The sequence below is a fragment of the Pseudoalteromonas sp. SR44-8 genome (assembly GCF_014163635.1).
GTDB classification, from domain to species: domain Bacteria; phylum Pseudomonadota; class Gammaproteobacteria; order Enterobacterales; family Alteromonadaceae; genus Pseudoalteromonas; species Pseudoalteromonas rhizosphaerae.
In genome coordinates this window covers 1-14,030 of record NZ_JACJDS010000005.1, presented here as the reverse complement: position 1 = coordinate 14,030, position 14,030 = coordinate 1, and the positions used below count along the sequence as shown (strand labels likewise).

Here is a 14,030-nt window from a genome sequence, read left to right as displayed (position 1 = left end):
GGTGCTGATGATTAAGCGTTCATGGCCGCTTTGATTGCTTCAACAGCGGTATCAATATCTATCATTAATTTTTCACCAGTACGGCGATTTTTCAACTCAACCTTGTTTTCATCAAGATTACGCTCACCAATTACCAACGTGAAAGGTACACCGAGTAATTCCATGTCGTTAAACATCACACCTGGGCGCTCTTTACGGTCATCAAATAACACGTCTAAGCCTGCGGCTTTTAAACCGTCGTAAAGGTTATTAGCGATATCCGGTATACGATGCGATTTATGCATATTCATTGGCACAATGGCTAAATCGAATGGGGCGATTGGCTGTGGCCAAATAATGCCGTATTGATCATTATTTTGTTCAATAGCCGCTGCGACAATACGCGATACACCAATACCATAACAACCCATAGTCATTATTTGGTTTTTACCGCTTTCGTTTAATACTCCCGCTTTCATCGCTTCTGAGTACTTAGTACCAAGCTGGAAGATATGGCCAACTTCAATACCGCGTTTAATATGTAAAGTACCATTACCACATGGACTAGGATCACCTTCGACAATATTACGTAGATCAGCAACTTCATACTCAGTTACATCGCGATCCCAGTTAATACCGCTGTAATGCTCGTCATCTTTGTTAGCACCAGCTACAAAATCAGCCATTACGTTGGCTGTACGGTCTACTAAAATTGGCATGTTTAAGCCAACAGGGCCTAATGAACCCGGTTTAGCACCAATGGCTGCAATTATGTCAGCCTCGTTTGCCATTTCCAGTGGAGAATCTACTAATGGATGTTTTTCAGCTTTAAGTTCGTTAAGCTCATGATCGCCACGTATTACTAATGCAACTAAACCACGTTGACCATCTTCATTTGGCGCGCCGTAAACAATCAGTGTTTTAACACTGCGATGAGGTTTAACACCATAGTGTTTCTTTAGCTCGTCGATAGTTTTCGCATCAGGCGTTGGGAATGCTTTTAATTCTTTTGCGGCAGCAGGGCGCGCTTCACTTGGCGCTAATGCTTCTGCTTTTTCGATGTTTGCTGCATAGTCACTTTTATCACTAAAGGCGATAGCATCTTCACCTGATTCAGCTAACACATGAAATTCATGAGATACACTACCACCGATAGAGCCGGTATCAGCAATAACAGGACGGTAATCAAGGCCTAAGCGATCGAATATATTACAGTATGCTTTGTGCATTACTTGATAAGTTGCATCTAAACATTCTTCACTTAAATGAAATGAATAGGCATCTTTCATAGTAAATTCACGCGCGCGCATAACCCCAAAACGAGGACGACGTTCGTCGCGCACTTTTGTTTGTACTTGGTACAAAGTAAGCGGTAATTGTTTATACGAACTTACTTCTTTACGAACAAAGTCAGTGATCACTTCTTCATGGGTTGGTCCTAACGCGAAAGTACGATTGTGACGGTCAGTAAAACGCATAAGTTCTGGGCCAAACTGCTCCCAACGGCCAGACTCTTCCCATAGATCCGCAGGTTGAATAACAGGCATCAACATTTCGATTGCACCTGATTTGTCCATTTCTTCACGCACAATGTTTTCGACTTTTCGTAACACGCGTAATCCAGAGGGTAACCAAGTATATAGGCCCGACGCGACGCGACGGATCATGCCCGCTCTTAACATTAATTGATGCGATACAATTTCAGCATCTGATGGCGTTTCTTTAAGTGTTGCGAGTATATATTGACTGGTACGCATGTTTATTCCGATAGTTATAAAATTATTATTTCAATTGGGCACTCAGTTTAGCAGCGGTTGCTTTTACACTAAAGCGCTAAGTGTGTTTTTCTAACTTTTTTCTATGCTAGTGACATAGTTATGCTCGTCGTTTACTTGCCAACGGATATTAAAATCATACAAGGTCATTCCATAACTTTGTTCACCCTCTTTTTGCTTTTTATAGGCAGGGCGAGGATCTTGCTTAAGTACATTACTAATAAAGTCATGCAACTGTGGGAAGTTGGTTTGCTGTTCAATAAACGCCTGCACTTGCGGGCTAAACTCAACGGTCATTTGCGTTTCTGGGCGCGTGTCAGCAAAGCCTGCAGTGGCATCAACCATGGCATCTGAATAAGGTAAATATGGTTTGATGTCTAAAATCGGGGTGCCATCAAGTAAATCTATGCCTGCCAATAATAAACACAGCTGGCCATTTTTATACTCTATGCCTTCAAGCTTGACGGCACTCATGCCTATGGCATTGGGTCTAAAGGTCGCGCGTGTGGCAAATACGCCTTTGCGCTCATTACCGCCTAAACGCGGTGGTCTAACCATGGCTGAGTAGCCTTTATCAGCAGTTTCATGAAAGCGAAACAATAACCAAATATGGCTAAATTCATCTAAACCACGAACAAATTCTTCACGGTTAAAATCAGCAGCAAATACCAACTTAGCTTTTGCTTGTGGAACTAAACGCGGTTGGCGAGGAATGGCGAACTTTTGTTTATAAGGAGATTGAATATGGCCAATAGCCGTTAGTTGAAAATCGCTCATGAAACTCAATTACTGTTAAAGATACGATATTCTAACCGCTAACAACAAAAAAGGCAGCTCGAAGCTGCCTTTTACTGCTAAATAACCTCAAAATAGGTTAAGCATTTCTTAGAACATATATTGGAATGAAACCGATGCTACATCCATTTCTGGATCAATTTCATCTTTTAGTTCATAGCGTTCATACTCAAAGCGTACCTGCATGTTGGTGGTGAATGCGTATTCGATACCTGCACCATAAAATACATCGCCTCCACTTTGATCTGCTGATATCTTACCAATAGCAGGAAGGTCGCTGGTTACCTCAGCATCCCATTCTAGCCAACCACCTTTAGCATAGACAGAGAAGCTATCCGTAATAGGGGCAGCTAACCGTGCGGCCAAAGACACACCATCAACTTCAGCATAGCTATCAATATCGCTTACTTCATCAAAGTTTTGATAGGCAAGCTCTAAACTTAAATACTTATTAAATTGCGTACCAACGTAACCCTTAAGCATTTGTGAATCATCATCAAAATCGATGTCGTCATCAGAGTCTTCAAATTTGAATGAGTATTGACCATAGCCAATACCTGTATATACGCGAGGGTAATCCATGTTTGTTGTTTCTGCGCTAGCTGCAGTATTAAAACCTAACAATGCTAATGAGATAGCAGAAAGTGAAATTGATTTAATCATTTAATAGCTCCTTTACAAAATAAAAATATAACCTTTAAATTACCGGTTAATTTTAATATTGCATGGTGCGTGCCATGATTAATTTGGCTTAAAAACAGCCAGTTATAGTCTTTTATAGCATATAAAGTATACCAATGAGCGCTATTTAAACGCTCGTTCAGTTTGGCTGGAGAAAAGATTTCTGACTAGGATGTAGCTTTTACAGATAGATAGTTTAGGTGATTAGGGTTCTGATTTATGCAATAAAGTTTCAGTTTCTATGGCAATCTCTTTCATCTTAATTGCGTAGTTTTCTAATTTTTTGTCTTCATTACTCACTGCGATGTATTCTGGCACTGCTACGGGGTAACCTGTTTCGTCCATGGCAACAAAGCTAATTACACAGTGGTTAGTCTCAACTAAATTACGTGTTTTCGGATCGCCACAACGAACTTGTATAAAGATTTGCATACTGGTTTTACCAGTGTGGGCAATTTTAGCTTCAACTTCAACAATTTGACCAACTAGAATAGGGCGACGAAATTTAACCCCAGCGACAGATACAGTGACACAGTAATGACCACTCCAACCAGCAGCGCAGGCATAACCTGCTTGGTCAATCCACTTCATGACGACACCGCCATGAACCTTCCCGCCAAAATTCACATCGGTGGGCTCTGCTAAAAAACGGAATACAACATTAGACGACGGCATAAAAATATCTCACTCATATATAATTCTTATTAGCATAGCGCAAAAAAGGGGCCGAAGCCCCTGCAATTTAGGATAGGTTTATAATTTATATGTAAAATATTATTTTAACGCTGTATCAAGCGCTTTAATTGTATTTAGATTACATATTTGGGTAGTTGGGACCACCGGCTCCCTCAGGTGTTACCCAGGTGATGTTTTGGCTCGGATCTTTAATATCGCAGGTTTTACAATGCACGCAGTTTTGTGCATTGATCACAAACTCGTCTTTGCCGGCAATTTGCTGTATCTCATACACACCCGCCGGGCAATAGCGCTGAGCAGGCTCGTCAAATTTAACTAAGTTAACATCGATAGGAATAGCGCTATTTTTTAGTTTTAAATGACACGGCTGAGATTCTTCATGATTGGTATTTGATAAAAACACCGAAGATAATTTATCAAAGCTGAGTTGACCATCAGGCTTCGGGTAATCAATGACACTGGCCTGATTTTTATCAACTAGCGTTGCGTGATCTGGGATATTATCTTTAAAAGTAAAAGGTAATGCCCCTGCAAAAATATTTTGATCAAGGGTGTTATACGCACCACCAAGAAATTTTCCTAGCTTATGCATCACAGGGCCAAAGTTACGTGATTGGTATAGCTCTTTATAAGCCCAGCTTTTTTTAAATGCTTCGCTGTAGTCAACTAAGTCAGTATGCTGTTGCTCGTTTGTAAGCGCGCTAAAGATCACCTCAGCGGCAATCATACCTGACTTCATCGCTGTGTGGTTGCCTTTGATTTTGGCAAAATTCAAGGTGCCAGCATCACAGCCGACCAACAAACCACCCGGGAAGTGCATTTTTGGTAATGAGTGCAAGCCACCTTTTGCAATCGCACGAGCGCCATAAGCAATACGTTCGCCACCGGCTAATACATCTTTAAATATTGGGTGGTGTTTCATGCGCTGAAATTCATCAAACGGGCTTAAATGCGGGTTTGAGTAATTTAAATCAACAATTAAGCCGACTACAACTTGATTATTATCACTGTGGTACATAAACGCACCACCGTTAGTATCTGCACTTAAGGGCCAACCGGTGCCATGAACTACCGTGCCTTGCTTGTGTTTAGCAGGATCGATTTGCCAAATTTCTTTAAAGCCTAAACCATAATGTTGCGGTGAGGCATCTTGATCAAGTGCAAATTGATTGATCAGCTGTTTACCTAAGTGACCACGACAACCTTCAGCAAATACAGTGTATTTAGCACGAAGTTCCATGCCAGGCATAAAGCCATCTTTTTCATTACCATTGCTATCAAGGCCCATATCGCCGGTAATAATGCCTTTTACTGTGTCATCTTCAATAATCAGTGAGTGTGCGCTAAAACCTGGGAAAATCTCAACCCCTAGGTTTTCTGCTTGCTCTGCAAGCCAGCGGCATACATTACCCATAGAGACAATATAGTTATCAGAATTATGAAATGTTTTAGGTGCGGCAAAGTGAGGGATAGCGGTGGCTTTGCTGTCATTATTAAACCAATATATTTCATCACTGGTTACTTTAGTGGTCACTGGTGCGCCAAGTTCTTGCCAATTGGGCAGTAACTCGTCCAAAGCGGTGGTTTCAAATACTGCGCCCGATAAAATATGGGCGCCCACTTCGGAGCCTTTTTCAACCACGCAGATCATGCACTCTTGTTGTTTTTCTTGTGCTTGTTGCGCTAATCGTATGGCGGTAGCTAAGCCTGCTGGGCCTGCGCCGACAATAACGACATCAAATTCCATGGTTTCGCGTTCGACCATATTAACCTCTTTTATGTGACGGACCTGTGCCTTTACGAGGGCAATTTCATACTTGCAAATGAAACGTTACAGGCGATGAATAGTTTAAGGTTATTTTAGGTTGACGTTTACGTCAACAGGAAGTAGTCTGATTTCATAAAATAAATAGGTTGACGTACACGTTAGCTTGTAGGTTTAAATAATTATGGAGTTCCTATGAAAGTTCTCGTTCCAATAAAAAGAGTTATCGACTACAACGTAAAAGCACGCGTTAAAGCAGATAATAGCGACGTTGATCTAACTAATGTGAAAATGGCACTTAACCCATTTTGCGAAATTGCCATTGAAGAAGCTATCCGCTTAAAAGAGGCGGGCACTGCCACTGAAGTGATTGCTGTAACCATTGGTGCTAAAGCATCTCAAGAACAATTACGTACAGCTCTGGCACTGGGCGCCGATAAAGCGATTCATATTGAGACTGACGAAAAATTAGAATCACTGCACGTTGCAAAGCTGCTTGCTAAAATCGTCGAGCAAGAAGCCCCTGAACTGGTAATTTTAGGTAAACAGTCGATTGATTCAGATAACAATCAAACAGGTCAAATGCTGGCGGCTCTTACTGGGCGCGGGCAAGGTACGTTTGCATCAAAGGTCGACATAGCAAATGGCACTGTTAATGTGACGCGTGAAGTTGATGGCGGTTTACAAACCGTGGCATTAAAGTTACCGGCCGTAGTCACAACAGACTTACGTTTGAATGAACCCCGTTATGCATCATTGCCAAATATTATGAAAGCCAAACGTAAACCACTTGAGGTAATTGCAGCTGATAGCTTAGGTGTAGACTTAACCCCGCGTATCGAACTTGTTGCGGTACATGAACCGGCAAAACGCAGTGGCGGTATCATTGTTGATGATGTAGCGCAGTTAGTTGATTTATTAAAAACACAAGCGAAGGTGATTTAAATGAAAACATTAGTTATAGCAGATCATGACAATGGCAGTTTAAAGCCTGAAACTTCTAAAACCATAAACGCAGCATTAAAGCTTGGTTTTGCTGTTGATGTACTAATTGCTGGTGAAAACGTAGCACCAATGAGTGAAATAGTGGCCAGTATTGCAGGTGTAAACACTGTGCTGGTGGCTGATCATAGCGAGTATGCGCATCAGTTAGCTGAAAACATCGCAGATTTAGTATTATCGCTTGCGCCAGATTATTCGCATCTTGTTGCTAGTGCCACTACAACGGGCAAAAACTTTATGCCACGTGTTGCTGCATTACTTGATGTTGCACAAATTTCAGAAATCATTGATGTGGTTGACGCTGATACATTTAAACGCCCAATCTATGCAGGTAATGCCATCGCAACTGTAAAATCACTGGATAGCAAAAAAGTGCTCACCGTTCGTGCAAGTAGCTTTGATCTGCAAGGTGAGCAAGCTCCCGCTGAGAGTCGTGTTGTTGATTCTGTGTTTAGCAGTGAATTAAGCGCATTTGTAAGTGTAGAGCAAACCGAATCTGAGCGTCCAGAGTTAACTGCTGCGCAAGTGGTTATATCAGGTGGACGCGGTATGCAAAATGGCGAGAACTTTTCATTACTTAATGGTATTGCCGATAAACTAGGCGCGGCAATTGGTGCGTCTCGTGCTGCGGTTGACGCAGGCTTTGTGCCAAACGATATGCAAGTGGGTCAAACCGGTAAGATCGTTGCGCCTAACTTATATATTGCCGTAGGTATTAGTGGCGCAATTCAGCACTTAGCGGGTATGAAAGACTCAAAAGTAATTGTGGCTATCAATAAAGATCCCGATGCGCCAATCTTCCAAGTGGCGGATTATGGTTTAGTAGCAGATTTATTTGATGTGCTACCAGAGCTTGAACAAGCACTCTAATTTATAACGATTCTGGTTGTTAAAAGCTGTTGTGATCAGTTCGCTGATCACGCGGCTTTTTTTCTTTTATTTTACCAATCAGAAAGTCTGTATTATCTAACTAAGCAATTACCATGAATAAGGAGTATCACCTGTCGTTTAGTGAGTTGGGGGCATTATTTTTTAACACAGATTGCCTTTTTACACTTTTTTTGCGCAAAATGTCAGGACACGCTAAGCTGAGGCTAAATGACTAGAAATTTAGAACTAAAAAATTAATAATCAATAAGCTAGCGTCACCCTTATCCCTTACATTTTTTAGAATACGTTGAGACCTCGCAGTGAAAACCAAAGCAATCCGCAATTTTTATATCAATGAAGAGCAGTCGGTCTATTTGCTTTCGCACCATGACGCCAAAAAACACCGCCAATGGTTGAATATCTGTATTAAGCAACTCACTAATTTAGGCTACAGCCAGGTTGAAATGATTGGCTCGGGTGCTTTTGGATTTGTATTTGCGGGTTTAGATGAGCGTAAACTTCCTTGGGTGTTTAAATTTTCACGTATCACCTTGGCGCAAAGTGTACGTGATCGACTTGAGGACGAAGCGTATATGCTCTCGCAAGTTGATAACCCATTAGTGCCTAAGTTTTATGCTTTTGAACGGATAAAAAAGCAGGGCATTTTAATGATGGCCCGCGCGCTGGGCGAAGACTTAGAAAAAGTATCACTTAAAAAAGGCCGCTTTAGCGCCGCAGCAATCACCAGTTTAGCGCTAAAACTACGTAATGTATTAATAGACCTACGCACTCAGCAAAATGGCATAACGCCACAACCGATTGTGCATGGCGATATCAAGCCCTCTAATCTAGTGTGGGATGAACATACCCAAGGCTTATCGCTGGTGGACTGGGGCAGCTCAGTGTATGCCCAAATAGACAGTAATGGCGAGCCAATCACCAGTAACTTTATGGATTTAATGTCTGGCGATTTAAGTACCACCAATGCGCGGATGGGGGATGTGTATTTTATTGGTGATGAGCAAATGTCAGGTGCTAAATCATCGCCGCGTTTTGATGAGCAAGGCGTGGCGTCGACCTTATACGCACTGGCTTCTGCACAATCATGCCGATTTGGCGCGCAAGTGATCCCAGCCAGTTCACTAGGGCTCCCTATGGAGCTTGCAAAAGTGATTGACGGTATGCTCTCTAAAAATAAAATTACAAGAGACGGGGCGGGTGATTACTTTATGCGAAATATGCCTGCTATGGCTAAAGCATATTTACCAGAGCTCAATTTAGCTGAAGATGTGCGAGCCAATATTCCATTTTGGTTTGGTAACGATGACGAACTACCTGATACTGTGGTTTATAGTTCACGTAAACAATTTTTACGCCAAGCCGACCATAACCAACAACTGCTTGATGTAAATGACGCTCAATTGGACCGATATTATAAAGAATTCCTGTTTGATACTGGCGATACTGAAAAAGCATTTTTAGCGTCTATCAGCCGATTAGCGAAATACCCAGTAGTAGGTGGCTTAAGCTTTCATTGGAAAGAAGAATCACTGTTCGTTGAATCATCACTGATCATGCATGACGAAAGTCTAGGCCATGCTTTTACCCAAGCGGTTAATAATACCGTGATGTTGGCACAAGGCATTCATCAAAAAGGCTTATTTAAGTGTTGTTTATTTGATGCCAGAAAGACCATTCAACTGGAGCGTGATGGCACAGGGGCATTTAAGTTTGAACAACTTCCAGAGCTTGACTATGAGGTAATGAATTTAAAAAGCTCAGAAGTCACCCGACCACATTCTTATTTTGAAGACGGTAAAGATCCGGACGAGCAACTGCAGCTACCTAAAAAAGTGATCAAATGCGTATTTGAGTTAAACCAAATACATCATACCGGCTGCATTATTTTTGAAGCTTTACCAGATAGAATGAAAATACATCATTACTATCGTTTGTTAGATGGCACTAAAGAAGCACAGTTTAAGCGTTTGCTTAATAAGTTGATGCAATATGCGGTGAGCATTACTGATGTGGGGGTTGCCGGGTTTATGAAACTACCTTACAAAAATACCCGTGAGTTTGCCTTGTGTGATCGCCAGCCTGATTTTTTCTATCCTAAAGATCCTAAACGTTTTGGCGCTTAATTTTGCCGTGTAAATACGTTAAACTAATGCATCAAAAAAAGGATAAATAATGGCAAAAACTAAGCCCGCAATCACTATGCAAAGCTTTGGTATTTATACAAAGTGGGACTCATCATCAAAAGCCTTGCCGCAAATTCAAGCATTTACCACAAAAGTACCCGCACAACTCGATGTGGAGTTTGGTTTTATTATTAATATTAAAAAAGCCAAAGGCGAAAAGCTTCATTATTGTATTTATCATCCTGACATACCGGATGCTGATGGTGAGGTAATGCCACCATTTGACGGCTTTGAATACGTTAAAGACAATGACTGGCACTTTTACTTAGGTGATACCTTGTGGCAACCTATCAGCAATAAAATAGGTGACTGGCGCATGACCATAGAGCTAAACGGTAAACTGATTGCCGATAAAACATTTTCAGTGTTTGAACAAGAGTCCATGTCAGAAATTGAGTTTTGGCAAAAGCGCGGGTATTAAATACTTTATGTGTATATAGGCTTATTGTATTTGTAGTAAGTGTAATTGTTGAAAATAAATTAGGACGAGGTGGTTACTCCACCTCATGAAATAAATTAGATTTTAATTACTTTGAGCCAGCTCATTTCTAATAATCTCTGCGCCTGCGGTTAACGCATTGAGCTTACCTCTTGCAACTGCGCGAGGTAGCGGAGCCATACCACAGTTAGTACACGGGTAGAGCTTGTCAGCATCGACAAACTGCAGTGCTTTACGTAGCGTATTTGCCACTTCCTCTGGTGTTTCTATGGTATTGGTGGCAACGTCAATGGCGCCTACCATTACTTTTTTACCGCGAATAAGTTCAAGTAGTTCCATTGGTACATGAGAGTTGTGACATTCTAATGAGATAATATCAATATTAGATTGCTGCAGTTTTGGAAATGCTTCTTCGTATTGTCGCCATTCTGAGCCTAACGTTTTTTTCCAATCTGTATTGGCTTTGATGCCATAACCATAACAAATATGCACGGCCGTTTCGCATTTAAGGCCTTCAATGGCTCTTTCTAAACACGCAATTCCCCAATCATTTACCTCATCAAAAAACACGTTAAATGCAGGCTCATCAAATTGAATGATATCAACCCCCGCAGCTTCTAGTTCTTTGGCTTCTTGATTAAGAATTTTGGCAAATTCCCAAGCGAGCTGTTCGCGGCTTTTATAATGGTCATCATAAAGTGTATCTATCATAGTCATAGGACCTGGTAGCGCCCATTTGATCGGTTGTTTGGTTTGGCTGCGTAAAAACTTAGCATCATCAACAAAAACCGGTTTTATACGACTAACAGGACCTACCACAGTAGGTACACTGGCATCATACCGGTCACGAATTCTCACCGTTTTACGGTTTTCAAAATCTACACCGTTAAGGTGCTCAATAAATGTGGTAACAAAGTGTTGGCGTGTTTGTTCGCCATCACTGACAATATCAATACCTGCGCGTTGTTGCTCTTGTAGAGAGATCCGTAATGCATCTTGTTTGCCGTTAATTAATTCATCACCTTGAAGTTTCCAAGGTGACCAAAGAGTCTCTGGCTCTGCAAGCCATGAAGGTTTAGGTAAGCTGCCTGCAGTTGAAGTCGGTAATATTGTTTTGCTAATAGATGTTTTCATAATAAATAATGCCATTTATTTGGGTTAACTTTTTAAGTTGCGATTGAATCTAACGATTTAACTCGCTATTACGCGTAATTAGCAGACCATTGCTCAAGCACTGTTTGATATGGCTTGATGAAGTGCTGCTCAGCAAATTTCCCCTGTTCATTCGCCAATTTACTGCGCTCTTCACGGTCATAAACAATTTGCGTGAGTGAATGATCTAGGTTCTTCAAATTTGGTTGATATGATTTCCCCGCAGTCGCATTGGCATTATAGATCTCTGGTCGGTAGATTTTTTGAAATGTCTCCATTGTGCTAATAGTGCTAATAAGCTCAAGATGAGTGTAATCATTTAGCAAATCACCAACAAAATAAAAGGCTAAGGGCGCTACACTATTTGGCGGCATAAAATAACGCACCTGCAAGTCCATTTTTTTGAAATATTGCTCAGTCAAAGACGGTTCATTTGGCTGATATTCAACACCTAACGCAGGGTGTTGATTTTCAGTACGATGATAGGTCTTGTTATCCGAAACACTTAGGCATATTACTGGCGGCTTTTTAAAGTGCTTTTTGTAGCTGTCAGAACTAATAAAATATTTAAATAGTTTGCCATGCAGCTCGCCAAAGTTATCAGGAATACTAAATTTAGGCTGATCTTTATTATGTTTTTGCAGTAATACGCTAAAATCATAGTCGCGCACATAGGAGGAAAAATTATTTCCTACAATGCCTTCAATGCGTTTGTTAGTGTGATGATCAACAATATTTGTTTTCAATATTTCAATCGATGGAAAGCTATTACCACTGCCAGCAATATCCATATCAACAGAGATGATTTCAAGCTCTACAGAATAACGATCCGCTTTTGGGTTATCCCACTGCGCCAAGGCATTAAAACGGTTATCGATCATTTTTAAGGCGTTGCGTAAGTTTGCTTGGCGATAACTGCCTCTGGCCAAGTTTGCAAAATTGGTAGTGATACGTGTATTAGCTGCTGGATGATAATTTTCATCGAGACAAATACTCTTAATAGTAAATGTGAAATCTTTAGTCATTGTGATCTGTATCCAATTATCTGATTTAAAACCTGCGTTTATGCTGTGCTCTTGAGCGAATTAACGTTACTGATCTCTCGGTAAGTGATGTTCACAGTTTTTGTGTTGTGCCTGATGGCTTGATTAAAACCGCTGTAAAACTGTGTTGTCTCTAAGAGTTGAGCTATTTATACGTGTATCGGTACATGAATAAAAACGGTTTAATTTCACCTAAAACATGAGCTGTATTCATCAACTAATAATATTGCACGCCATTAGCGATAAATTATCTGAAGTGGCACTTGAAAAAACAGAGTTCCAACTTGGCTATCCAAACATTTAGACTTCTAGATGGGTGGCTTGTATTTATTTCATCTAAAACATGAGGATTATTCAGGGCTTAATGTAGCCAAATATATCAATAGGCATCAGTTATATTGATATACTCGCGGCCAATATGGTGAGTGATAGCTGCTCAATAGGAAATAGAATCGCATTCATTTAGCATGAGTGCTCCCAAATTATAATAAGAGATAAACGCAATGAGTGAATTGATAATGTTGATTTTATACTGCGCCTTACTTGGCAGTGGCGTAGGTTTTTTAGCAGGGCTGCTAGGTATTGGGGGCGGACTGGTTATTGTTCCTGTGTTGAGTATTATTTTACTGCATTTTGAAATTCTACCAGCTGAGCAAGTCGTTATTGCCGCAATTGCAACGTCATTAGCATCAATATTATTTACATCAACGTCTTCCGCAATCGCACATCATAAAAATGGCAATGTTCCATGGACTCTTGCTCCTTGGGTAATGACGGGCGTTGCACTGGGGGCGCTTATCAGTGGCTTTATAGCGGCACTATTACCTGAGCAGGTTGTTCGCTTAGTGTTTGCTGTCACAGTGGTACTTATTGCGATAAAGATGTTTGTAAGTAATAAGCGTGAGCCATCGGTTGAGCGTGACATGCCCAATAAAGGTGTGTTAACCATTATGACCACTATCACCGGCGGCTTGTCTGCGATGATCGGTATTGGCGGAGGCGCGCTTTTGGTACCATTGTTAACGTTCTTCTCAGTCGATATGAAAAAAGCCATAGGGTGTGCATCCGCATGCGGCATTGTTATCGCATTATTTGGTTCAATTGGTTACATCAGCGCAGGTAGCGGCCATTTTGCACTAGAAGATGGATTTGCTGGATTTGTGTATTTACCAGCGTTATTCGGTATTATTTGCACATCCTGGTTTACCGCCCCGTTAGGCGCCAAAGCCACCCATTACTTACCAGTCTCGTTAGTCAAAAAAATCTTCGCCGCATTATTGCTAGCAACCGCTGTCAAAATGATTATGTATTAAATGAAAGGGTGCTGCAGTGATACGATTAGAGCCAATAATTAATCAAATCGGCTCTATTTGCGTAGGCTAGCTCTTTAAGCGCAGCGAACCTTAATTTCTTTGTGAATAATTCACTAAAATTTTATTGCACAAAGAGGAAAGAATGAGAAATAAATGAGGGCTTAAATCTGAGAAAGCTAAGTCGTTTTTTAAATGAAAGTACATTAGAACATTTATGAAAAGTATCCGTATAAACGCAAAAAAGCTGGCACTGCCAGCTTAATTATTAAAACATTTGTTAGCACCTAGCACCTAGCACCTAGCACCTAGCACCTAG

General features: G+C 41.0%; 12 protein-coding genes. 5 read left to right on the top strand and 7 right to left on the bottom strand.

Features of this window, described 5'->3' with window-relative positions; all coding sequences use genetic code 11:
• Window positions 1-11: 11 nt before the first annotated feature.
• The 5 genes from H5183_RS03180 to H5183_RS03160 all read right to left on the bottom strand — a co-directional run bounded on the left by H5183_RS03180 (window position 12) and on the right by H5183_RS03160 (window position 5,691).
• On the bottom strand, window positions 12-1,736 hold the full coding sequence (locus tag H5183_RS03180) for a proline--tRNA ligase (protein WP_182730932.1): 1,725 nt from the start codon (window positions 1,734-1,736) through the stop codon (window positions 12-14).
• A 90-nt stretch (window positions 1,737-1,826) separates the two neighbouring features.
• The gene (gene tsaA / locus H5183_RS03175; RefSeq protein WP_182717847.1) at window positions 1,827-2,531 is read right to left on the bottom strand and encodes a tRNA (N6-threonylcarbamoyladenosine(37)-N6)-methyltransferase TrmO; all 705 of its coding nucleotides are present in this window, start codon (window positions 2,529-2,531) and stop codon (window positions 1,827-1,829) included.
• A gap of 108 nt (window positions 2,532-2,639) precedes the next feature.
• Window positions 2,640-3,212: an outer membrane beta-barrel protein gene (locus tag H5183_RS03170; RefSeq protein ID WP_182717846.1), complete on the bottom strand. Its 573-nt coding sequence runs from the start codon at window positions 3,210-3,212 to the stop codon at window positions 2,640-2,642.
• A 222-nt stretch (window positions 3,213-3,434) separates the two neighbouring features.
• Window positions 3,435-3,905 (bottom strand): acyl-CoA thioesterase, encoded by a 471-nt coding sequence (locus H5183_RS03165; RefSeq protein ID WP_145233918.1) that lies wholly within the window; start codon window positions 3,903-3,905, stop codon window positions 3,435-3,437.
• A 139-nt stretch (window positions 3,906-4,044) separates the two neighbouring features.
• Window positions 4,045-5,691 carry an electron transfer flavoprotein-ubiquinone oxidoreductase gene (locus tag H5183_RS03160; RefSeq protein WP_182730931.1) on the bottom strand — a complete coding sequence of 549 codons (1,647 nt, stop codon included), beginning with the start codon at window positions 5,689-5,691 and terminating at the stop codon, window positions 4,045-4,047.
• A gap of 195 nt (window positions 5,692-5,886) precedes the next feature.
• On the opposite strand from H5183_RS03160, the gene H5183_RS03155 reads away from it, so the two are divergent.
• From H5183_RS03155 to H5183_RS03140, 4 genes are all read left to right on the top strand, one after another.
• Complete coding sequence (locus H5183_RS03155) at window positions 5,887-6,636, top strand: electron transfer flavoprotein subunit beta/FixA family protein (protein WP_149981096.1); 750 nt, start codon at window positions 5,887-5,889, stop codon at window positions 6,634-6,636.
• On the top strand, window positions 6,637-7,563 hold the full coding sequence (locus H5183_RS03150; RefSeq protein ID WP_149981097.1) for an electron transfer flavoprotein subunit alpha/FixB family protein: 927 nt from the start codon (window positions 6,637-6,639) through the stop codon (window positions 7,561-7,563).
• A 320-nt stretch (window positions 7,564-7,883) separates the two neighbouring features.
• Window positions 7,884-9,707: a protein kinase domain-containing protein gene (locus H5183_RS03145; RefSeq protein WP_149981098.1), complete on the top strand. Its 1,824-nt coding sequence runs from the start codon at window positions 7,884-7,886 to the stop codon at window positions 9,705-9,707.
• Between the two features lie 49 nt (window positions 9,708-9,756).
• Entirely contained in the window at window positions 9,757-10,188 is a 432-nt protein-coding gene (locus H5183_RS03140) for a DUF3859 domain-containing protein (RefSeq protein ID WP_182730930.1), read from the top strand.
• Window positions 10,189-10,290: 102 nt separating this feature from the next.
• Here the strand turns inward: H5183_RS03140 and H5183_RS03135 are convergent, their stop codons facing one another.
• Together H5183_RS03135 and H5183_RS03130 are read right to left on the bottom strand one after the other, a co-directional pair.
• A complete protein-coding gene (locus tag H5183_RS03135) occupies window positions 10,291-11,340 on the bottom strand; it encodes a methionine synthase (RefSeq protein WP_182730929.1) in 1,050 nt (349 codons plus the stop codon).
• Between the two features lie 68 nt (window positions 11,341-11,408).
• On the bottom strand, window positions 11,409-12,383 hold the full coding sequence (locus H5183_RS03130; RefSeq protein ID WP_182730928.1) for a DUF1852 domain-containing protein: 975 nt from the start codon (window positions 12,381-12,383) through the stop codon (window positions 11,409-11,411).
• A 521-nt stretch (window positions 12,384-12,904) separates the two neighbouring features.
• Between H5183_RS03130 and H5183_RS03125 the strand changes: the two genes are divergently transcribed.
• Entirely contained in the window at window positions 12,905-13,714 is an 810-nt protein-coding gene (locus tag H5183_RS03125) for a sulfite exporter TauE/SafE family protein (protein ID WP_145233936.1), read from the top strand.
• Window positions 13,715-14,030 lie beyond the last annotated feature (316 nt).